At 73.2% G+C, this 19,428-nt stretch carries 21 protein-coding genes; 15 read left to right on the forward strand and 6 right to left on the reverse strand.

The features are described 5' to 3' along the window. Positions 1-162 precede the first annotated feature (162 nt). The 3 genes from ACIP4P_RS09635 to ACIP4P_RS09645 all read left to right on the forward strand — a co-directional run bounded on the left by ACIP4P_RS09635 (position 163) and on the right by ACIP4P_RS09645 (position 1,547). A complete protein-coding gene (locus ACIP4P_RS09635) occupies positions 163-570 on the forward strand; it encodes a helix-turn-helix domain-containing protein (RefSeq protein WP_400916448.1) in 408 nt (135 codons plus the stop codon). Positions 571-572: 2 nt separating this feature from the next. Further along, a complete protein-coding gene (locus ACIP4P_RS09640; protein ID WP_400916450.1) occupies positions 573-1,085 on the forward strand; it encodes a hypothetical protein in 513 nt (170 codons plus the stop codon). Positions 1,086-1,196: 111 nt separating this feature from the next. Then, positions 1,197-1,547 (forward strand): DUF2516 family protein, encoded by a 351-nt coding sequence (locus ACIP4P_RS09645; protein WP_350517583.1) that lies wholly within the window; start codon positions 1,197-1,199, stop codon positions 1,545-1,547. A 94-nt stretch (positions 1,548-1,641) separates the two neighbouring features. Here ACIP4P_RS09645 and ACIP4P_RS09650 read toward each other — a convergent pair whose 3' ends face one another. After that, positions 1,642-3,171: a PP2C family protein-serine/threonine phosphatase gene (locus ACIP4P_RS09650; RefSeq protein ID WP_400916452.1), complete on the reverse strand. Its 1,530-nt coding sequence runs from the start codon at positions 3,169-3,171 to the stop codon at positions 1,642-1,644. A gap of 239 nt (positions 3,172-3,410) precedes the next feature. Here ACIP4P_RS09650 and ACIP4P_RS09655 point away from each other — a divergent pair, with 239 nt between their 5' ends. Continuing rightward, the gene (locus ACIP4P_RS09655; RefSeq protein WP_350517585.1) at positions 3,411-3,971 is read left to right on the forward strand and encodes an O-acetyl-ADP-ribose deacetylase; all 561 of its coding nucleotides are present in this window, start codon (positions 3,411-3,413) and stop codon (positions 3,969-3,971) included. 217 nt (positions 3,972-4,188) lie between these two features. Here the strand turns inward: ACIP4P_RS09655 and ACIP4P_RS09660 are convergent, their stop codons facing one another. Then, the gene (locus ACIP4P_RS09660) at positions 4,189-5,022 is read right to left on the reverse strand and encodes a class I SAM-dependent methyltransferase (RefSeq protein WP_350517586.1); all 834 of its coding nucleotides are present in this window, start codon (positions 5,020-5,022) and stop codon (positions 4,189-4,191) included. Between the two features lie 226 nt (positions 5,023-5,248). Here ACIP4P_RS09660 and mshA point away from each other — a divergent pair, with 226 nt between their 5' ends. Together mshA and ACIP4P_RS09670 are read left to right on the forward strand one after the other, a co-directional pair. Continuing rightward, positions 5,249-6,619 carry a D-inositol-3-phosphate glycosyltransferase gene (gene mshA / locus ACIP4P_RS09665; RefSeq protein ID WP_400916457.1) on the forward strand — a complete coding sequence of 457 codons (1,371 nt, stop codon included), beginning with the start codon at positions 5,249-5,251 and terminating at the stop codon, positions 6,617-6,619. Between the two features lie 112 nt (positions 6,620-6,731). Next, positions 6,732-7,244, forward strand: a complete 513-nt coding sequence (locus tag ACIP4P_RS09670) for a YbjN domain-containing protein (protein WP_400916460.1) — start codon at positions 6,732-6,734, stop codon at positions 7,242-7,244. A 15-nt stretch (positions 7,245-7,259) separates the two neighbouring features. Here ACIP4P_RS09670 and ACIP4P_RS09675 read toward each other — a convergent pair whose 3' ends face one another. Then, positions 7,260-8,603 carry an MDR family MFS transporter gene (locus ACIP4P_RS09675; RefSeq protein WP_400916461.1) on the reverse strand — a complete coding sequence of 448 codons (1,344 nt, stop codon included), beginning with the start codon at positions 8,601-8,603 and terminating at the stop codon, positions 7,260-7,262. Between the two features lie 148 nt (positions 8,604-8,751). On the opposite strand from ACIP4P_RS09675, the gene ACIP4P_RS09680 reads away from it, so the two are divergent. Next, complete coding sequence (locus ACIP4P_RS09680) at positions 8,752-9,510, forward strand: phosphoglyceromutase (RefSeq protein ID WP_400916464.1); 759 nt, start codon at positions 8,752-8,754, stop codon at positions 9,508-9,510. Between the two features lie 266 nt (positions 9,511-9,776). After that, positions 9,777-10,373 carry a lytic polysaccharide monooxygenase gene (locus ACIP4P_RS09685; RefSeq protein ID WP_400916465.1) on the forward strand — a complete coding sequence of 199 codons (597 nt, stop codon included), beginning with the start codon at positions 9,777-9,779 and terminating at the stop codon, positions 10,371-10,373. Between the two features lie 104 nt (positions 10,374-10,477). Here ACIP4P_RS09685 and ACIP4P_RS09690 read toward each other — a convergent pair whose 3' ends face one another. Together ACIP4P_RS09690 and phoU are read right to left on the reverse strand one after the other, a co-directional pair. Further along, positions 10,478-10,654: a hypothetical protein gene (locus ACIP4P_RS09690; protein ID WP_350517591.1), complete on the reverse strand. Its 177-nt coding sequence runs from the start codon at positions 10,652-10,654 to the stop codon at positions 10,478-10,480. A 166-nt stretch (positions 10,655-10,820) separates the two neighbouring features. Further along, positions 10,821-11,510 carry a phosphate signaling complex protein PhoU gene (gene phoU / locus ACIP4P_RS09695; protein WP_400916469.1) on the reverse strand — a complete coding sequence of 230 codons (690 nt, stop codon included), beginning with the start codon at positions 11,508-11,510 and terminating at the stop codon, positions 10,821-10,823. Between the two features lie 306 nt (positions 11,511-11,816). Between phoU and ACIP4P_RS09700 the strand changes: the two genes are divergently transcribed. Both ACIP4P_RS09700 and ACIP4P_RS09705 read left to right on the forward strand, forming a co-directional pair. Beyond that, on the forward strand, positions 11,817-13,301 hold the full coding sequence (locus tag ACIP4P_RS09700) for a sensor histidine kinase (RefSeq protein ID WP_400916472.1): 1,485 nt from the start codon (positions 11,817-11,819) through the stop codon (positions 13,299-13,301). Between the two features lie 2 nt (positions 13,302-13,303). Then, positions 13,304-13,999, forward strand: a complete 696-nt coding sequence (locus ACIP4P_RS09705; protein ID WP_031069385.1) for a response regulator transcription factor — start codon at positions 13,304-13,306, stop codon at positions 13,997-13,999. Between the two features lie 159 nt (positions 14,000-14,158). Here ACIP4P_RS09705 and ACIP4P_RS09710 read toward each other — a convergent pair whose 3' ends face one another. Further along, complete coding sequence (locus ACIP4P_RS09710) at positions 14,159-14,869, reverse strand: DUF461 domain-containing protein (protein ID WP_400916474.1); 711 nt, start codon at positions 14,867-14,869, stop codon at positions 14,159-14,161. 462 nt (positions 14,870-15,331) lie between these two features. Between ACIP4P_RS09710 and ACIP4P_RS09715 the strand changes: the two genes are divergently transcribed. From ACIP4P_RS09715 to cysS, 5 genes are all read left to right on the forward strand, one after another. After that, on the forward strand, positions 15,332-15,814 hold the full coding sequence (locus ACIP4P_RS09715) for a CarD family transcriptional regulator (protein WP_030244332.1): 483 nt from the start codon (positions 15,332-15,334) through the stop codon (positions 15,812-15,814). 260 nt (positions 15,815-16,074) lie between these two features. Beyond that, complete coding sequence (ispD, locus tag ACIP4P_RS09720) at positions 16,075-16,830, forward strand: 2-C-methyl-D-erythritol 4-phosphate cytidylyltransferase (protein ID WP_350517628.1); 756 nt, start codon at positions 16,075-16,077, stop codon at positions 16,828-16,830. Next, the gene (gene ispF, locus ACIP4P_RS09725) at positions 16,820-17,311 is read left to right on the forward strand and encodes a 2-C-methyl-D-erythritol 2,4-cyclodiphosphate synthase (protein WP_400916476.1); all 492 of its coding nucleotides are present in this window, start codon (positions 16,820-16,822) and stop codon (positions 17,309-17,311) included. The genes ispD and ispF overlap by 11 nt, the downstream gene beginning before the upstream one ends. Positions 17,312-17,482: 171 nt before the next feature. Continuing rightward, entirely contained in the window at positions 17,483-17,878 is a 396-nt protein-coding gene (locus ACIP4P_RS09730) for a PPOX class F420-dependent oxidoreductase (RefSeq protein WP_400916478.1), read from the forward strand. Positions 17,879-17,994: 116 nt separating this feature from the next. Beyond that, the gene (cysS, locus tag ACIP4P_RS09735; RefSeq protein ID WP_400916481.1) at positions 17,995-19,389 is read left to right on the forward strand and encodes a cysteine--tRNA ligase; all 1,395 of its coding nucleotides are present in this window, start codon (positions 17,995-17,997) and stop codon (positions 19,387-19,389) included. The last annotated feature ends 39 nt before the right edge of the window (positions 19,390-19,428 follow it).

Genomic DNA, 19,428 nt, shown 5'->3' on the forward strand with positions numbered 1-19,428 from the left:
CGGGGCGTCACCCCAAAAACCCCCCCCCCCCCGACCCCCCCCCCCCGCACCCGCCCCCGGCCTCACCCACCCTCCCGAAAGCCCACCCCCCACCAGACCCCCCCGTTTGCATCCGTTAGCACCCTGCTTGCAATTGCAAGCACCATCCCCCAAGCTGTCCCCATGGCCTCACTGAACGTCGCCTCCCTGGGCGAGTACATCCGCGAGCAGCGCCGCAACGCGCAGTACTCGCTGCGCCAACTGGCGGAGGCCGCCGGCGTGTCCAACCCCTACCTCAGCCAGATCGAGCGAGGGTTGCGCAAGCCGTCCGCGGAGATCCTCCAGCAGATCGCGAAGGCGCTGCGGATCTCGGCGGAGACGCTGTACGTCCAGGCCGGGATCCTGGAGGAACGGCGGGGCGAGGGCCTGGAACTGCGGGCCTCGATCCTGGCCGATCCGCTGATCAACGAGCAGCAGAAGCAGGCGCTGCTCGCGGTCTACGACGCCTTCCTCAAGGAGAACGCCGTCTCGGACTCCACTCCGACGACCGACGGCGCGGCCATCCAGCACACCCACCGGGAGGACCGGTAACCATGCCGATCACCGACGAGATCAAGAAGACCCTCACCGACCCGACCCCGCTGTACGCCCTGGCCGGCGCCGGCGACCTCGCGTACGAGAAGCTGCGCGAGGTACCGGGCAAGGTCGAGGCGCTGGCGGCGGACCGTCAGGGCGCCCAGGAGATGGCCACCGCCAAGCTGCACGAGGCCCAGGGCCTGCTGGCCGGGGCCCCGGCCAAGGTCACCGAGGCGGTCACCGCGCTCCCGACCGACCTCAAGGTCCTCCAGGAGCGGGCCCAGGGCTTCGCCCTCCAGCAGGTGGCCCGCGCCGTCGAACTGGCCGTCCGCGCCAAGGAGACCTACGACGAGCTGGCCGAGCGCGGCAAGGTCGTGGTCGACAAGGCGCGCCCCCAGGCCGACGCCCAGGCCGTCGAACCCTCCGACGCCGCCGAGCCCGCCGAGCCCATCGAGGCCGAGCTGCTCGACGAGCCCCCCGCGCCGAAGAAGTCCAAGCCCCGGAAGAGCGCTCCCGGCGCCACGGAGTAGCCACCGGGGGCACATCCGCCGGCGGTGGGACGTTCACACCGTGCGGGCGGCCGCCGTGCCAGGATGGGCGGCGGCCGGGGCGCAGCAAGCCGAGAGACGTAGGAGATCGCGATGACCGGAGTGTTCCAGATCCTGGCCCTTTCCTACCTGAACCCGTTCTGGTGGATGGCCGTCGCCATTCTGGGCTACAAGTTCTTCGCGCTGATCGACGCGGCGACCCGCCGGGAGGACGCCTACCGCGCGGCCGACAAGAAGACCAAGGGCTTCTGGCTGGCCGTCCTCGGCATCAGCTTCGGCTGGGACCTCCTGTTCGGCGCGAACTTCCTCGGCAGCATCGGCACCCTGGCCGGCCTGGTCGCCTCGATCGTCTACGTGGTGGACGTCCGTCCCGCGATCAAGGCGCTCACCGGTGGCAGCGGCCGCGGCGGCCGGAGCAACACCGGCCCCTACGGCCCCTGGTGAGCCCGGAGGGCCGAGCCCCGAGAGCAACACCGCAGCCCGGGCGGGGGGTCCACCCCGCCCGGGCTGTCGGCTGTCCACCTGCGCCCGAGCCGCCTCAGCCCAGGATCAACTGCACCGGATTCCGCTCCAGCAGCAGCACCGCGACGTCGTCCGTCAGCGCCCCGCCGTTCAGCTCCTCCACCTCGGCGATCGCACTGTCGATCAGCCGTCCCCGGGTCAGTCCGGCGGACTGGTGGTCGGCGATCAGGTCGGCCAGCCCGTCCTGGCCGAGGCGGCGGGACCCGGCCCCGACCCGGCCCTCGATCAGCCCGTCGGTGTAGAGCAACAGCCGCCAGCCGGGCTGGAGTTCGAGCTCCTGCGCGGGCCAGGCGGCCTCTCCGTCGTGGCACGGCAGCAGGCCGAGCGCGGGCCCGGCGAGGTCGGCGGGCAGGGTGGTCGGGGTGTGGTCGCGGCCGAGCAGCAGCGGTGCCGGGTGTCCGGCGAGGTAGAGGCGGGCCCGCTCGCCGGTGCCGAGCGCGTCGAGTCCGGTGCTCAGTCCGCCGTCGGGTTCGATGACGAGCATGCAGAGGGTCGCGAAGATCTCGTCGCTGCGCCGCTCGTGCTCCAGCACGTGCTGGAGGGTGCTGAGGAGGGTTTCGCCGGTGAGTCCGGCGAAGACCAGGGTGCGCCACGCTATCCGGAGTGCGACGCCGAGCGCGGCCTCGTCCGGGCCGTGGCCGCAGACGTCGCCGATCACGACGTGGACGGTGCCGTCGTCGGTGCGCACGGCGTCGTAGAAGTCGCCGCCGAGCAGGGCGCGGCGACGGCCGGGGCGGTAGCGCCGGGTGAAGGAGAGTCCGGCGCCGTCGAGCAGCGGGGTGGGCAGCAGGTGGCGCTGCAGGCGGGCGTTCTCCTGGCCGCGCAACTCGGCTTCGACCAGGCGCCGTTGGGACTCGTCGGCGCGCTTGCGCTCGACCGCGTAGCGCAGTGCGCGGGCCAGCAGCGGGCCGTCCGTCTCGTGCTTGATCAGGAAGTCCTGGGCACCCGCGGCGACGGCGGCGGCGCCGAGTTCGGCCCCGGCGGCGTCGGTGAGCACCACCACGGGGATGTGCGGGGCGCGGCGGAGCAGCTCGTGCAGGCCCTCCAGGCCGTCGGAGGCGTCGGAGGGGTGCGGCAGGTCGGCCGGGGAGGCCAGGTCGAGCAGCACGCAGCCGAACTCGGTGCCGCGGGCGCGGCCGCGCCGGGTGGCGGGGGAGGCCTGGGCGAGCAGGTGGGTGGCCTGGTCGAGGCCGCGGGCCCAGTGGATCTCGATCGAGGTGCCGCTGTCGGCGGCCGCCGCCTTGATCAGCTGGGCGTCCGAGGCGTCGTCCTCGATGACCAGCAGTCGCAGCGGTGCGGCGCCGCCGTCCGCGGATGCCTCGGCGGTCGTCGGGCGGTTCCCCGTCCCGGTGACGTGCGCGGGGGCGGTGCGGCGGGTGCCGTGCCCGGTGCGGACCGGCTGCGACCGGGGATGGGGTATCGGGGGAGTGGCCGTGGCCGGACCGGTCGTCGCCGGGCGCGTACGGGCATGGCTGACGGGGGCACCGTCATGGGCGCCCGGCAGGTCCGCGGCACCAGGTGCCCGCCCGTCTCCCGTTGCGGGCATCGGTGGTTCCTCCCTTTCCCCGACTGCGTAACGGCCGGCGTCCGTCCGCAGTGCCCGCCTGGCACCGCGCGTCGGGGAACTTCTCGCGACCATAACGTGATCTCCGGGGATTTCTCTGGCCGACCGGCGCCGTTGTGGTTATTGCCACGCCGGTGGCGGTGTGGTGATCGGATTCGGATGACGGCCCGGATCCCGGCCCGGCAGCGGCCGGACGGGCCCGGGAAAGGGGCGTGGTGACGGTGACGCGGATCACTCTGGTCGAGGGTGACATCACGGCGCAGGAGGTGGACGCGGTGGTGAACGCCGCCAACTCCTCGCTGCTGGGCGGTGGTGGGGTGGACGGCGCGATCCACCGCAGGGGCGGGCCGGAGATCCTGGCGGAGTGCCGTCGGCTGCGGGCCTCGCACTGGGGCAAGGGGCTGCCCACCGGGCGGGCGGTGGCGACCACGGCGGGCCGGCTGCCGGCCCGCTGGGTGGTGCACACCGTCGGGCCGGTGTACCTGGCGGAGGAGTACGAGGAGCGGGCTGGGCTGCTGGCCTCCTGCTATCGCGAGTCGCTGCGTACGGCGGCCGGGTTGGGCGCGCGCACGGTGGCCTTCCCGGCGGTGTCGGCCGGGATCTTCGGCTGGCCGCCGGCGGACGCGGCCCGGATCGCCCTGGGCACCGTCGCCGAGGTGCTGGACGGCGGTGACCCGGGGGCGGGCGCGGAGCTGGCGGAGGTGCGGTTCGTGCTGTTCGGGGCGGAGATGTACGGGGTGTTCGAGCAGGCCCGGAGGGAGCTGCTCGGGCAGGACGGCTGAGGGCGTACGGCTGGGCACGGCGAGGGCCGAGCGGCGTGTGGTGTCGCCGCTCGGCGGCCTCCATGGTGGCGTGACGAGGCGTCAACACGCCAGAGATATTCGATAACTCGTTCGAGTGAATGCGTCGGGCCACCGGTCCGCCCCGCGCCGCCGACCGGTCCGGCCCGGCCCCGCGACCGCCCCGCGACCGCCCCACCACCGCCGTGGCGGGGCCCCGCTACGGCGCCAGCGCCGTCCAGGGCAGCGTGACCTCGCCCTGCCGCCACCGCCCCCGGGCGTCCACCAGCGGCCAGCTGCCCGCCAGCGCCGTGCACGCCGCCACCCAGCGCTGCCGCGCCCCGAACGCCCCGTACGGCGCGGCCGCCGCCCAGGCCCGGTCGAAGTCGGTCAGGAAGGCGTGCACCGGCCGCCCCGGCACGTTGTGGTGGATCAGTGCCTTCGGCAGCCGTTCGGCCAGGTCGGAGGGCTGGCCCAGACCGCCCAGCCGGGCCGCGAAGGTGACCGTCCGGGGCCCCTCCGGCCCGAGCGCGACCCAGACGTGCCGCCGTCCGATCTCGTCGCAGGTGCCCTCGACCAGCAGTCCGTCCGGCGCGAGCCGGGCGCACAGCCGCTCCCACACCCCGGCCACCGCCGACTCGTCGTACTGCCGCAGCACGTTGGCCGCCCGGATCAGCTGGGCCGGAGCGCCGCCGTCCAGCGGCACCTCGAAGCCGCCGCGTCGGAAGGTGAGCAGCGGGGGGTCGGCGTACGGCAGCGCGGCCGCGACCCGCTCCGGCTCGATCTCGATCCCGACCACCCGGACGTCCGGCCGCACCGTGCGCAGTCGCCCGGCCAGTTCCACGGCCGTCCACGGTGCCGCGCCGTAGCCGAGGTCGACCGCCACCGGAGGCCGCTCGGCGGCGCGCAGCGTCCGGCCCAGGGTGTGGGCGATCCAGCGGTCCATCCGGCGCAGCCGGTTGGTGTTGGTGGTGCCCCGGGTGACCGTCCCGACCGGCCGTCCGGTCCGGCCGCGGGCGGGCGCGGCGGTCGCGGGGTCGAAGGAGGCAGCCATGCCCAGAAGGGTAGTCGGCGTCGGCGGGGCGGGTCCTCCTCCGCCCTGACCTGCGTCGATGCCGGTCCGGCGGACCGATCGGCGGGAGCGGGAATGCCCGGTGCCCGCGATGTGGTTGGCACACTGGTGGTGATGTGTGCCCGGACGGGGCAGCGCACACCGGACATGCGGCGGCCCGTTCACGCGGACCGCCGAGACGGGCCGCACACGAGGAGGCTTCAGCCAGGTGATCCAGCACCCCGTCCGTTCGGTACGCCGTGCCCAGGCCGCCGCGCCCGCGCGCGGCCGGCTGCAGTCGCTCGTCCCGGGCCGCCGCCGCCCGCGTCGGATAGCCATGCTCAGCGTGCACACCTCGCCGCTGCACCAGCCCGGCACCGGGGACGCCGGCGGGATGAACGTCTACATCGTCGAGCTGGCCAAGCGGCTGGCCGAGCTCAACATCGAGGTCGAGGTGTTCACCCGGTCGACCTGCTCGGACGACGCGCCGACGGTCGAGCTGGCCCCGGGCGTACTGGTCCGGCACGTCACCGCCGGGCCGTACGAGGGCCTGATCAAGGAGGACCTGCCGGCCCAGCTGTGCGCCTTCACCCACGGGGTGCTGCGGACGGAGGCGGGCCACCGCCCCGGCCACTACGACCTGGTGCACTCGCACTACTGGCTCTCCGGGCAGGTCGGCTGGCTGGCCGCGCAGCGCTGGGGGGTGCCGCTGGTGCACACCATGCACACCATGGCGAAGGTCAAGAACGCCGCGCTGGCCGTGGGCGACACGCCCGAACCGGCGGCCCGGGTGATCGGCGAGACCCAGGTGGTCGAGGCGGCCGACCGGCTGATCGCCAACACCACCGAGGAGGCCGCCGAGCTGGCGCTGCACTACGCCGCCCGGCCGGACCAGCTGGCCGTCGTCCACCCCGGGGTCAACCTGGACGTCTTCCGCCCCGGCGGCCCGGGCGCGGCGGCCGCCGCCCGGGACCGGCTTGGCCTGCCGCAGGACGCCGCGGTGCTGCTGTTCGCCGGGCGGATCCAGCCGCTGAAGGCGCCGGACGTGCTGCTGCGGGCGGTCGCCGCCCTGCTGGAGCGCCGTCCGGGGCTGCGCGAGCGGCTGGTGGTGCCGGTGGTCGGCGGGCCGTCCGGCACCGGGCTGGCCCGGCCGGAGAGCCTGCACAAGCTGGCCGCCCAGCTCGGCATCGGCGACGTGGTGCGCTTCCACCCGCCGGTCGGCCAGGCCCAGCTGGCGGACTGGTACCGGGCCGCGACGGCCCTGGTGATGCCCTCGTACAGCGAGTCGTTCGGGCTGGTCGCGCTGGAGGCCCAGGCCTGCGGCACCCCGGTGGTGGCGGCCGCGGTCGGCGGCCTGCCGGTCGCGGTGCGGGACGGCGGGTCCGGCACGCTGGTGCACGGCCACGACCCGCTGGCCTGGGCCCGGGCGCTGGAGCCGTACGTCACCGACCGGGCGCTGGTGGCCCGGCGCGGCGCGGCGGCGGCCCGGCATGCGGCCGCCTTCGGCTGGGACACCGCCGCGGCGACCACCGCCGAGGTGTACGCCGGCAGCCTGGCCCGCCCGGCCGGGCGGCTGGCGGTGGCCCGCCGCCGGGCCTGAGCGGGCGGGCCCGCTCAGGCGCGTCCGAGGGACCGGGTCCGAGCGGCCGGGTCCGAGCGGTCGGGCCCGTCCGGGCTGCGGCCGCCGGGTACCGCCGAGTAACGTCACCCCCATGGCAACCCGCACCAAGGACGAGGCCCTGACCCTCCTGCGCACCGCCCTGGCCGACGCCGGGGTGGCCTGGGAGCCGGCCGCCACCGACCCGTACACGCTGGTGGCGACCCTCCCGGGCACCCGCAAGCTGAGCACCACCTGCGCACTGCGGGTCGGCGACCACACCCTGTCGGTGAACGCCTTCGTGATCCGCCGTCCGGACGAGAACCACGAGGCCTTCTACCGCTGGCTGCTGGAGCGCAACCTCCGTCTGCACGGCGTCGCGTACGCGATGGACGCGCTCGGCGACGTCTACCTGGCGGGCCGGCTCCCGCTGGAGGCGCTCACCCCGGACACCGTCGACCACCTGCTCGGCACGGTGCTGGAGAACGCGGACGAGCCCTTCAACACCCTGCTGGAGCTGGGCTTCGCCTCGGCGATCCGGCGCGAGTGGGAGTGGCGCACCAAGCGCGGGGAGTCCACTCGCAACCTGGCCGCCTTCTCCCACCTGGCCGCCCCGTCCGGCGACTGAGTCCGCCGACCGGCCTCAGGCCTGCGCCGGGGCCCGGTCCGGCCGGACCGGCTCCGCTGCGACCGGCTCCACCGCGTCCGTCATCGCCGGCACCGTCTCCACCGCCGTCACCGCCCCGGTGCGCGCCGCCGCGGCCGCCCGGGCGCGGCGGCCCAGCAGCACGTGCCCGAGCGCCGCGAGCGTCCCGATGACCCCGCACGCGCTCCAGAGCACCCCGGGCCCGGCGTGCTCCAGCACCACCCCGCCGATCCCCGGGCCGAGGAACAGCGCGAGCGACCAGGAGAGCGAGTAGACGCCCTGGTAGCGCCCGCGCGCCCGGGCCGGCGACAGCTCGGCGACCAGCCCCATCATGGTCGGCGCGTTGAGCACCTCGCCGACGGTCCAGACCGCCACCGAGAGCGCGAACAGCCAGGCGGAGGAGCCGGCCAGCGCGGCCAGTCCGAAGCCCCAGCCGGTGAGCAGACAGCTGGCGATCAGCAGCCCGGTCCGGGAGCGGCCCTCCATCCACCGGGTGAGCGGGATCTGCAGCACCACGATCAGGATCCCGTTCAGGCCGATGACCAGCCCGTACTCGGTGGACGTGATGCCCGCGGCGCCCATGTGGACCGGCAGCGTGGTGCTGCTCTGCTGGTAGATCAGCGCGAGCAGCAGGTTGAGCCCGACCACCGTCATGAACGGGCCGTCCCGGAACACCGTGCCGAGGCCGATGGCCGGCCCGTCGGCGTTCCGCGCGGGCTCGGAGCCGCGGTCCGGCCGGGTCTCCGGGATCCGGACGAAGATCACCACGGCGCAGATCAGCGTGGAGAGCGCGTCCAGCAGGAAGAGCGTGAGGTAACCCTGGGTGGCGATCAGACCGGCCACCGCGGCGGAGAGCCCGAAGCCGATGTTGATCGCCCAGAAGTTCAGCGAGTACGCCCGGACCCGGTCCTCGGCCGGGACGATGTCGGCGATGATCGCCGAGACGGCGGGCCGGCTGGCGTTGTTGAACAGGCCGACCAGGAAGGCCACCGCGGCGATCGCCACCTGGCCGTCCACGAAGCCGAGCACCGCGGTGGACAGCGCGGTGCCGAGCTGGGCGGCGACCAGCGTGGGCCGGCGCCCGATCCGGTCGGCGAGCACGCCTCCGCCGAGCGCCGCGATCGCCGCGCCGAGGCCGAACAGCGAGGCCACCAGGCCCGCGTAGGAGGCCGAGTAGCCCCGGGTGGTGGTCAAGTAGAGTGCCAGGAAGGTGATCACGAAGGCGCCGAGCTTGTTCACCAGCGTGCTCACCCAGAGCCACCAGAACTGCCGCGGCAGCCCGCCCACCGTCTCGTGCACCAGTCTTCGGATCCGGGGGTTGGCGGCCAGGGCGACGAGCATGTGGGGGCTCCCGAGGGCAGGCGTCCGCCGGACGACGGGGGCAGGCCCGCCGACCGACGCATGTAAGTGTCAGTAGTGCGGAGCACACATTACTCATGTGCCGGTGGACCTCACCAGGGGTTTTCCGCCCTCCACTAAGCTGGGGGCCATGGCTGACACGACGTACCGACTCATCCTGCTCCGCCACGGCGAGAGCCAGTGGAACCAGAAGAACCTGTTCACCGGTTGGGTCGACGTCGACCTCAACGAGAAGGGCGAGAAGGAGGCCGCCCGCGGTGGCGAGCTCCTGGCCGCCGAGGGCCTGTTCCCCGACGTGGTGCACACCTCTCTGCTGCGCCGCGCCATCCGCACCTCGCAGATCGCCCTGGACAAGGCCGAGCGCCACTGGATCCCGGTCAACCGCAGCTGGCGCCTGAACGAGCGGCACTACGGTGCGCTGCAGGGCAAGGACAAGGCCCAGACCCTGGCCGAGTTCGGCGAGGAGCAGTTCCAGCTGTGGCGCCGCTCCTACGACACCCCGCCGCCGGTGCTGGCCGACGACGCCGAGTACTCGCAGGCCGGTGACGCCCGCTACGCCGAGATCCCGAGCGAGCTGCGCCCGCGCACCGAGTGCCTCAAGGACGTCGTCGAGCGGATGCTCCCGTACTGGTACGACGCCATCGTCCCGGACCTGGCCGCCGGCAAGACCGTCCTGGTCACCGCCCACGGCAACAGCCTGCGCGCGCTGGTCAAGCACCTGGACGGCATCTCCGACGCGGACATCGCCGGCCTGAACATCCCGACCGGCATCCCGCTGGTCTACGAGCTCGACGCCGACTTCAAGCCGCTCGCCAAGGGCGGCCGCTACCTCGACGCCGACGCCGCCGCGGCCGCCATCGAGGCGGTCAAGAACCAGGGCAAGAAGTAACCCGCCTGTCGACGAGGCCCCGCTCCCGGTTCGCCGGAGGCGGGGCCTTCTCGTTCAACCGGCCCGCACCGCAGGCGAGTTGAACCCTGGCGGCGGTCGTCCCAAAATGGTTCAGACCATTGACGGGCGGTGGCGCCGACTCCTACCGTGAGGGCACCGGGCTGGCGCAGGCATGCCAAGGGTCCCCCCGTGTCCCGGCCGCCGCATCCCCCACGCGCGCGTCTGTGCCCCGGCGCACTCTCCATCCACCCCCACGGAGGAGCACCATGCGCACACGTCATCTGGTCGGGGCGGCCGTCGCCGCGCTGGCGATCCCGCTCACCCTGGCCTTCCCCGCCCAGTCCCACGGCTACATCTCCACGCCGCCCAGCCGGGCCGCGCTCTGCGACGCGAGCGCGAACGCCGTCTCCTGGGACTGCGGCGACATCCAGTGGGAGCCGCAGAGCGTCGAGGGCCCGAAGGGCTTCCCGTCCGCCGGTCCCGCCGACGGCACCATCTGCGCGGGCGGCAACTCCCGCTTCGCCGAACTGGACGACCCGCACGGCGGCGCCTGGCCGACCACGCCGGTGACGGCGGGCCAGCAGCTGACCTTCACCTGGACCTTCACCGCCAGGCACGCGACCACCGACTTCGAGTACTACCTCACCAAGCCGGGCTACGACGCCACCCAGCCGATCACCCGGGACAGCCTCGACCTGACGCCCTTCCTGACCGTCCCGTACGGCGGCCAGCAGGTGCCGAGCACGCTCAGCCACACCGCGACCGTCCCGAGCGGGCGCACCGGGCACCAGGTCGTCGTCGCGGTCTGGACGATCGCCGACACCGGGAACGCCTTCTACTCCTGCACCGACGTCCAGTTCTGACGGTCCCGACGGGTCCGGCGGTCCCGACCGCCGACACGACAGAGGTGCACGGCCGCCGACGGCCGTGCACCTCTATCGTCCGTACGTCTCCGTGGCGGGCCGCCTCAGTGGCCGCAGCAGCCGCCGTCGACGCCGCCGCACTGGCAGGGCGCGCCGGACTGGCAGCCGCAGCCGCAGCCCGGGCCGCAGCCGCAGCCGGCCGCGAGGACGGGCAGCAGCTTCGGGGCGGGTGGCTCGACGGCGGGCTGGGCGAGTACCGGTCGGGTCGGGTTGGCCTTCATCGAGCTCTTCCCTCCTAGTGACGGGCACGTTGCGGTGCCCCCACCGTCGAGTGAAGCCCCCGTCCGGAGGAAGCGTCAACGGGCGCGCAGGGGTGGGACGTCCGGAAAACCGTGCATCCGCACCACCCCCGCCGCAGGTTTACTCACCCCTGGGGGTGAGCGGAGGTCATTCCGCCCCGGCGGCCTCCGCCGCCTCGGTGGCGGCCACGAACTCGGCCACGTGCTCGCCCGTCACCAGGTACACCACGCGCTTGGCGACCGAGACCGCGTGGTCGGCGAAGCGCTCGTAGTAGCGGCCGACCAGGGTGATGTCGACGGCGGTCTCGATGCCGTGGTGCCAGCGCTCGTCGATCAGGTGCGACAGCAGCTCGCGGTGCAGGGCGTCGATCCGGTCGTCGTCCTGCTCCATCTCCAGGGCCTTGTCGACGTCCTTGGTGGCGATCACCAGGCCGGCCTTGGCCACCAGTCGCTGGGCGAGCTGGCCCATCTCCAGGACGGTGGAGTGCAGGTCGGCGGGGACCGCCGACTCGGGGTAGCGCATCCGCGCGACCTTGGCGACGTGCCGGGCGAGGTCCCCGCAGCGCTCCAGGTCGGCGCTCATCCGCAGCGAGGTGACCACGATGCGCAGGTCGGTCGCGACGGGCTGCTGCCGGGCGAGCAGGTCGATGGCGCGGTTCTCGAGCTCGTGGTGCAGCTCGTTGACCTTCTCGTCGGCGGAGATCACGCTCTCCGCCAGCGCCAGGTCCGCGTCGAGGAGTGCGGTGGTGGCCCGGCCCAGGGCGGAGCCGACCAGCCGGGCCATCTCGACCAGGCTGTCGCCGATCGCATCGAGTTCCTCGTGGTACGCGTCGCGCATGTTCTCTCCTCAGAAGCTGTGTCGGTGGCGGTGCCGACCGGTCAGCCCGTCCGACCATCGGTCCGGCGTTCGGGTGACCGCTGCTGGTGGCGCGAATGGTACGCGCACACCCGAGACCTTGGCCGCCCTTCGACGCACCGATCTCTCCCACACGGGCTGCATGGCCAACTTTGTGCCGGTCGGGCGACGTTGCACGGCCGCTACGGTGAATCGACAGCTACGTGAAGGTGAATTCTCGGCAACGCGTGGTCGATCCCTTGATCCAGCCCTTGGGGCCCGGCCTGGCCGTGCGCTTACGCTGGCCACATGGACGTGAATGTGGCCGCTGCCGCTGCCTGTGCCATAGCCGGGCTCGGCGTGGGCCTCACCGCCTCCATCGCCTTCCGCTGGAGCGAGCGCGAGCAGGCCAAGGGCAAGTACACCAGCGGCAAGCAGTACGGCCGGTACCAGGCACTGGGCACCGGCTCCCCGGAGACCCCGCTGCCCCCCGGGGTCGACACCGTGCTCTCGGTGCTCCGTTCCTGCGCGATCGTGCTGGGCGAGGGCGACGAGGTGGTCAAGGCCAGCTCCGCGGCCTACGCCATGGGCCTGGTGCGCGGCGGCGCGGTCGCCGTCGACCCGATGCTGGCGCTGGCCCGCGCCACCCGCCGGGACGGCGAGATCCGCCAGGTCGAGCTGGAGGTGCCCCGGCCGGGCGCGGCCCGCGCGGCCGAGCCGCTCGCGGTCTCCGTCCGGGTCGCCCCGCTGGGCTCCCGGCTGGTGCTGGTGCTGGTCGAGGACCAGACCGAGCGCCGCCGGGTGGAGGCCGTCCGCCGGGACTTCGTGGCCAACGTCAGCCACGAGCTGAAGACCCCGGTCGGCGCCCTGTCGCTGCTCTCCGAGGCGGTCGTCGACGCGTCCGACGACCCGGAGGCGGTGCAGCGCTTCGCCGGCCGGATGCAGGTCGAGGCGGCCCGGCTGGCCAGCCTGGTGCAGGAGATCATCGACCTCTCCCGGGTCCAGGACGACCGGCTGATGATCGACCCGGAGCCGGTCGCGGTGGACGAGCTGATCGCCGAGGCGATCGACCGCTGCCGCCAGCAGGCCGCCGCCAAGCAGATCCTGATCGCGGCCGGCGGCATCGCCGGGCTCTACCTGCACGGCAACCGCGGCCAGCTCGCCGCCGCGCTCGGCAACCTGGTGGAGAACGCCGTCAACTACAGCCCGCCGCGCACCCGGGTGGCCATCGCCACCCGCCGGATCTCCAGCGCCGCCGCGCTCGGTGAGGCGGACGGCGAGCTGATCGAGATCTCGGTCACCGACCAGGGCATCGGGATCTCCGAGAAGGACCGCGAGCGGGTCTTCGAACGCTTCTACCGGGTCGACCCGGCCCGCTCCCGGCAGACCGGCGGGACCGGCCTCGGCCTGTCCATCGTCAAGCACGTCGCCGCCTCGCACGGCGGCACCGTCTCGGTGTGGAGCGTCGAGGGCCAGGGGTCGACCTTCACCGTCCGGCTGCCCGCCGGACAGGCCCCCACCGCCGATGCCGGGCTCGACCCCGACGACCTGGACGACCTGGACGACGAGGCGCAGGCCGGCCCGGCCGGCGGCGTCGACGCCGCCGGTGTGGACGACGACGGCTTCGACGACGACAGTTTCGACGACGACTTCGCCGACGACGGCCCCGCCGCCGGACCCGGCGACAACCGAACCCTCACCGCGGACCGCACCGCCCGTGCGGCCCGTCCGCTCCCCACGGGGGAGCGGGAACAACCCCTGACAAAGACAACCCAGCTTGCCCCGGAGGCCTGATCGTGACCCGAGTACTGGTGGTCGAGGACGAGGAGTCGTTCAGCGACGCCCTCTCGTACATGCTCCGCAAGGAGGGCTTCGAGGTGGCCGTCGCCGCGACCGGCCCCGACGCCCTGGAGCAGTTCGAACGCAACGGCGCCGACCTCGTCCTGCTCGACCTGATGCTGCCGGGCCTGCCGGGCACCGAGGTCTGCCGCCAGCTCCGGGTGCGTTCCAACGTCCCGGTGATCATGGTGACCGCCAAGGACAGCGAGATCGACAAGGTCGTCGGGCTGGAGATAGGTGCGGACGACTACGTCACCAAGCCGTACTCCACCCGTGAGCTGGTCGCCCGGATCCGCGCGGTGCTGCGCCGCCGCGGCGAGGACGGCGGCGCGGGCGACAACGGCGGCGGCCCGGGCGCCCTGGAGGCGGGCCCGGTCCGGATGGACGTGGACCGGCACGTGGTGACGGTGGACGGCGCCAAGGTCGACCTGCCGCTCAAGGAGTTCGACCTGCTGGAGATGCTGCTGCGCAACGCGGGCCGGGTGCTCACCCGCATGCAGCTGATCGACCGGGTCTGGGGCGCGGACTACGTCGGCGACACCAAGACCCTGGACGTCCACGTGAAGCGCCTGCGGGCCAAGATCGAGCCCGACCCGGGCGCGCCGCGCTACCTGGTCACCGTCCGCGGCCTGGGCTACAAGTTCGAGCCGTAAACCGCGGGCCCGCGAAGACGACCGAAGGCCCCACCGGCGACTGCCGGTGGGGCCTCCACGCATGTCCGGTCCTGCCCTGCCCGCCCGGTTCCGCGCCCCGGGCAGCACGAAGCCTCCCGCGGGCCCGGCAGGGGCCCGCGGGAGGCGGGGTGCGCTCCGTCAGTGCGCGGCCGGAGCGGTGGCCGTCGCGCTGCCGCCGGCGACCAGGGTGCCCGGGGCGCCCGGGGCGGCCGGGGCGCCCGGGGTGGTGGCACCGGTCGACGGGGTGGCCGGAGCGCCCGTCGTGCCGGCACCGGTGGACGGCGTGGCCGGGGCGCCCGCGGCCGGCGAGGCGCTGTGGCCCGGCACGGCCGCCGGGGTCGGGCCGAAGCCCGTGTACAGGCCCGTGGCCGGGCTGACGCCGGCCTGGGTGTCGACCTTCTGGCCGTCCTTGAAGGTGAAGGTCGTGGTGGAGAACCCGCCGACGTGGACGGCGGCGGAGCCGAGCGTGGCGGACGGGCCGCCCTGTGTGCCGAGCGCGACCGAGCCGCCGGCCGGGATGACGATGCTGGGCTGCGGGGCGCCCGCGGCGTCGGCGAAGGTGGCGGCCGCGCCGTTGCCGACGGTGATCGACTGCAGCTCGGCCGGCGTGGTGGCCGTGTTGGAGATGTTGACGACCACGTTGGCCGGGCCGGTGTAGTCACCCGAGGTGCCGGCCCCGGTGACGATCACGATGTTGTTCAGTCGAAGGTCCGTCCCCAGGGTCGCCGCCGCGTTGTCGGGCTTGACCTGCAAGGTGTCCGGCGTGTTGCTGGCGGCGCAGGAGGACAGCGAGGCGATGGCGATGGCGGCGATTGCGGCGATGCTGCCGCGTCGAAGGCTGCGGCTCACGGCGGCGGCTACTCCTTGGTTACGTGTCGACAGGTCAGGTCTCAGATTATCGACCTCACTTATGCGCTCCTCACGGGGTGGTCCCCGTGTCGCACTCCAGGGGCCCCGCGGGGGCCGTCCGGCGGTACCCGTGACATGGACGGGTCATCGGAATCCGGCGCGCCGACCGACGGGAGGGTGGGGCGGGAGGACAAGCTTCGACCAAGATCGAATAACGATTCGGTCACGACTCGGAACAGGGTGAAAGCTCAAGATCCAATCATGGTTGCGGGGGTGTTGCGCAAGGGTTTCGCCGGACCTCGGAACCGCCTCCGACCTGCGGGAAGCCCCTCTCGAACATCGGTCGCAGCACGTCATGGGGGTCCTTGTCAAGCCCCGAGACCTGCCCTGACCTGCGAAAACGCCCTTCGAGTGGGCCGCAAGGCGTGTTATTCTGGAAAGCCACGGAAGGGGTCCTGTCACATGACGTTCAAGGTTGGCGACACGGTGGTCTACCCCCATCACGGGGCCGCGCTGATCGAGGCCATCGAAATTCGCCAGATCAAAGGTGTGGACAAGACCTACCTGGTGCTCAAGGTGCAGCAGGGAGACCTGACGCTCCGCGTGCCCGCCGAGAACGCGGAGTTCGTCGGCGTGCGCGATGTAGTCGGCCAGGAGGGTCTGGACCGGGTCTTCGAGGTGCTCCGCGCACCGTACACCGAAGAGCCGACCAACTGGTCCCGTCGCTACAAGGCGAACCTGGAGAAGCTCGCCTCGGGCGACGTGATCAAGGTTGCCGAGGTCGTGCGCGACCTCTGGCGTCGCGAGCGCGAGCGCGGCCTCTCGGCCGGCGAGAAGCGGATGCTCGCGAAGGCGCGCCAGATCCTCGTCAGCGAGCTCGCGCTGGCGGAGAACACCAACGAGGACAAGGCGGAGACGCTGCTCGACGAGGTGCTCGCCTCGTAGTGCGGTCGGGCTTCCGCCCAACGCCCCACAGCGCCCGGTGCCGGCGTGCCGCTCCCAGGACGAACCGTCCGGGAGTGGTGCAGTGGCACTCCGGGCGCTGAGGCGTGTCCGGACGACGCCTCCCCACCCGAGCCGGTCCAGGCCTGCAAGACCGTTTCTGCGCAGTCGTGCGGCGGGCAGTGGACCAGTGGTTCTTCGGAAGGGGCCCCGCGCCCGCCGGGCACGCCAAGGCCATACCCACTTCTCCGAAGGAGTGAAACCTGAACGCCTCAGCAGCAGTCGCAGCAGCAGTGGTGCCCGCCGCCGGACGCGGTGAGCGGCTGGGGCCCGGCGCCCCGAAGGCCCTGCGGGAACTGGGCGGCGTGCCGCTCCTGGTGCACGCGGTACGGGCCCTCGCCCGCAGCCGGGCGGTCGGCCTGGTCGTGGTCGCCGCGCCCGCCGACGGGGTGGCCGAGGTGGTCGCCCTGCTGGACAGTCACGGGCTGGACGACAAGGACATCCGGGTGGTGGCCGGCGGCGCGACCCGCCAGGAATCGGTCCGGCTCGGCCTGGCCGCGATCCCGGAGGACGTCGGGATCGTCCTGGTGCACGACGCGGCCCGGCCGCTGGTCCCGGTCGAGGTGGTGGACGCCGTCGCGGCCGCCGTCCGGTCCGGTGCGCCCGCGGTGGTGCCCGCGGTGCCGCTGGCCGACACCGTGAAGCGGGTCGAGCCGAACCCGGGCGGCCCCGAGCCGGTGCTCGACACGCCCGAGCGGGCCACCCTGCGCGCGGTGCAGACCCCGCAGGGCTTCGACCGGGCCGCCCTGGTCGAGGTGCACGCCAAGGCGCTGGCCGAGGAGGCCGCCGGCGGCGCCGACGCCCCGCCGGTCACCGACGACGCCGGGCTGGTGGAGCGCTACGGCGGCACGGTCGTCGTGGTGCCCGGCCACGAGGAGGCGTTCAAGGTCACCCGTCCGTTGGACCTCGTGCTCGCCGAGGCCGTACTCGCCCGCCGGAGGGCCGCCGATGCCTACTGAGCCCCTGATCCCCCGGGTGGGGATCGGCACCGATGTGCACGCCTTCGAGGCCGGCCGCCCGCTGTGGGTGGCCGGGCTGGAGTGGCCGGACTCCGAGTTCGGGCTCGCCGGGCACTCGGACGCGGACGTCGCCGCGCACGCCTCCTGCGACGCGCTGTTCTCGGCCGCCGGGATCGGCGACCTGGGCGCCCACTTCGGCACCGACCGCCCGGAGTGGGCCGGTGCCTCCGGGGTGACGCTGCTCGCCGAGGCGGCCCGGCTGGTGCGGGCGGCGGGCTTCGAGATCGGCAACGTCGCGGTCCAGGTGATCGGGGTGCGGCCGAAGATCGGCAAGCGGCGGGCCGAGGCGCAGGCCGCGCTGTCCGAGGCGGTCGGCGCGCCGGTCTCGGTCTCCGGCACCACCACCGACGGCCTGGGCCTGACCGGCCGGGCCGAGGGGCTGGCCGCGATCGCCACCGCCCTGGTGTACGAACGGCGTTGACCGCGGGCTCCACGGGGAGCCCGCGGAATCTCTTCAGGCGGCCGGGAATAACCGGGAGTTGACGGGTGTTCACGCGATGTGCGGGGCCCCGAGTCGATAGTGTGCGGTCCGGGTCCGGGCGGGGCTCGCCCCGGGCCGTACCGCACCGCCGCCGATGAGAAGAGGTTTTCGATGAGTGCGCAACTCTCCGACCGCGCCAAGGCGTTGATCGACGGCAAGAGCTTCGCCGTGGTCTCCACGATCCAGCCGGACGGCAGCCCCCAGTCCTCGGTGGTCTGGGTCAAGCGCGACGGCGACGACATCCTGTTCTCCACCGTCGAGGGCCGTCGCAAGCACCTCAACCTGGTGAAGGACCCGCGGGTCTCGGTCGTGATCAACCCGCCGGAGAACCCGTACGAGTACCTGGAGGTGCGCGGTTCGGTCACCCTGACCACCGAGGGCGGTCGGGAGCTGATCGACGAGCTGGCCACCAAGTACCGCGGCGTGGACGAGTACACCTGGGACGGCCCGGACGACGTCCGGGTGGTCATCCGGCTCACGCCCCGCAAGGTGGTCGGCAGCATCTAGCCGCCGGCGGCGAACCGCCTCCCCCCGGGAACGGTCCGGCCGTTCCCGGGGAAAGCGCTGCCCGTTTCCCGGTTAATGTCGCGGGGCACCCCCCGTCGCCCACTACGCTTGACGCTGTGAGCATTCGTCTGTACGACACCAGCACCCGCCAGGTACGCGACTTCGTCCCGCTTGTACCGGGTTGTGTCTCGATCTACCTGTGCGGCGCTACCGTTCAGTCGGCGCCACACATCGGGCACATCCGGTCCGGCCTCAACTTCGACATCATGCAGCGGTGGTTCGCCTACCGCGGCTACCAGGTGACCTTCGTCCGGAACGTCACCGACATCGACGACAAGATCATCGCCAAGGAGCGCGAGCTCGGCACGCCGTGGTGGCAGATCGCCTACGAGAACGAGCGCGCCTTCAACGACGGTTACACCGCGCTGGGCTGCCTGCCGCCGACCGTCGAGCCGCGGGCCACCGGGCACGTGCCCGAGATGATCGAGATGATGCAGGGGCTCATCGAGAAGGGCCACGCCTACGCGGTCGACGGCAACGTCTACTTCGACGTGAAGTCCTACCCCGACTACCTCGCGCTCTCCAACCAGAAGCTCGACGACCTGCGCCAGCCCGAGGGCGAGGGCGAGACCGGCAAGCGCGACCAGCGCGACTTCGCGATGTGGAAGGCCGCCAAGCCGGGCGAGCCGAGCTGGGAGACCCCGTGGGGCCGCGGCCGCCCGGGCTGGCACCTGGAGTGCTCGGCGATGGTGCACAAGTACCTCGGCCCGGCCTTCGACATCCACGGCGGCGGGCTGGACCTGATCTTCCCGCACCACGAGAACGAGATCGCCCAGTCCAAGGCCTACGGCGACGACTTCGCCGCGTTCTGGGTGCACAACGCCTGGGTCACCATGGCCGGCGAGAAGATGAGCAAGTCGCTCGGCAACTCGGTGCTGGTCTCCTCGATGGTCCGGGCGTGGCGGCCGATCGTGCTCCGCTACTACCTGGGCGCCGCGCACTACCGCTCGATGATCGAGTACAGCGAGGACGCGCTGCGCGAGGCCGAGGCCGGCTTCGGCCGGATCGAGGGCTTCGTCCAGCGGGCCGTCGAGCGCTGCGGCAAGGTCGACGCCGCGCCCGAGGTGCCGCCGGCCTTCGCCGAGGCGATGGACGACGACTTCGGCGTCCCGCAGGCGCTGGCCGTCGTGCACACCGCCGTCCGCCAGGGCAACAGCGCCCTGAACGCGGACGACAAGGAGAGCGTGGTGGCGCGACTGGCCGAGGTCCGTGCGATGCTCGGTGTACTGGGCCTCGACCCGCTCGACCCGCAGTGGGCCGGGGCGGAGCGCGGTGAGGACCTGCACGGCGTGGTCGACTCGCTGGTCCGTCTGGTCCTGGACCAGCGGCAGGCGGCTCGCCAGCGCAAGGACTTCGCCACCGCGGACGCCATCCGCGACCAGCTCGGCCTGGCCGGGCTGGTGATCGAGGACACCCCGTCCGGCCCGCGCTGGACGATCAACAGCCAGTAACCCCATCTGACGATCGGGGTGATGGGTGGGCCGTACCGG

The sequence above is a fragment of the Kitasatospora sp. NPDC089509 genome, from assembly GCF_044749365.1.
Classification (GTDB): domain Bacteria; phylum Actinomycetota; class Actinomycetes; order Streptomycetales; family Streptomycetaceae; genus Kitasatospora.

Coding starts and splice junctions, on each gene's coding strand:
- ACIP4P_RS09690 (WP_350517591.1), bottom strand. CDS start 10,654: ATGAAGGCCAACCCGACCCGACCGGTACTCGCCCAGCCCGCCGTCGAG.
- ACIP4P_RS09715 (WP_030244332.1), top strand. CDS start 15,332: ATGACGTTCAAGGTTGGCGACACGGTGGTCTACCCCCATCACGGGGCC.
- ACIP4P_RS09640 (WP_400916450.1), top strand. CDS start 573: ATGCCGATCACCGACGAGATCAAGAAGACCCTCACCGACCCGACCCCG.
- ACIP4P_RS09685 (WP_400916465.1), top strand. CDS start 9,777: ATGCGCACACGTCATCTGGTCGGGGCGGCCGTCGCCGCGCTGGCGATC.
- ACIP4P_RS09645 (WP_350517583.1), top strand. CDS start 1,197: ATGACCGGAGTGTTCCAGATCCTGGCCCTTTCCTACCTGAACCCGTTC.
- phoU (WP_400916469.1), bottom strand. CDS start 11,510: ATGCGCGACGCGTACCACGAGGAACTCGATGCGATCGGCGACAGCCTG.
- ACIP4P_RS09635 (WP_400916448.1), top strand. CDS start 163: ATGGCCTCACTGAACGTCGCCTCCCTGGGCGAGTACATCCGCGAGCAG.
- ACIP4P_RS09660 (WP_350517586.1), bottom strand. CDS start 5,022: ATGGCTGCCTCCTTCGACCCCGCGACCGCCGCGCCCGCCCGCGGCCGG.
- ACIP4P_RS09650 (WP_400916452.1), bottom strand. CDS start 3,171: ATGCCCGCAACGGGAGACGGGCGGGCACCTGGTGCCGCGGACCTGCCG.
- ACIP4P_RS09730 (WP_400916478.1), top strand. CDS start 17,483: ATGAGTGCGCAACTCTCCGACCGCGCCAAGGCGTTGATCGACGGCAAG.
- ACIP4P_RS09680 (WP_400916464.1), top strand. CDS start 8,752: ATGGCTGACACGACGTACCGACTCATCCTGCTCCGCCACGGCGAGAGC.
- ACIP4P_RS09675 (WP_400916461.1), bottom strand. CDS start 8,603: ATGCTCGTCGCCCTGGCCGCCAACCCCCGGATCCGAAGACTGGTGCAC.
- ispF (WP_400916476.1), top strand. CDS start 16,820: ATGCCTACTGAGCCCCTGATCCCCCGGGTGGGGATCGGCACCGATGTG.
- ACIP4P_RS09670 (WP_400916460.1), top strand. CDS start 6,732: ATGGCAACCCGCACCAAGGACGAGGCCCTGACCCTCCTGCGCACCGCC.
- ACIP4P_RS09700 (WP_400916472.1), top strand. CDS start 11,817: ATGGACGTGAATGTGGCCGCTGCCGCTGCCTGTGCCATAGCCGGGCTC.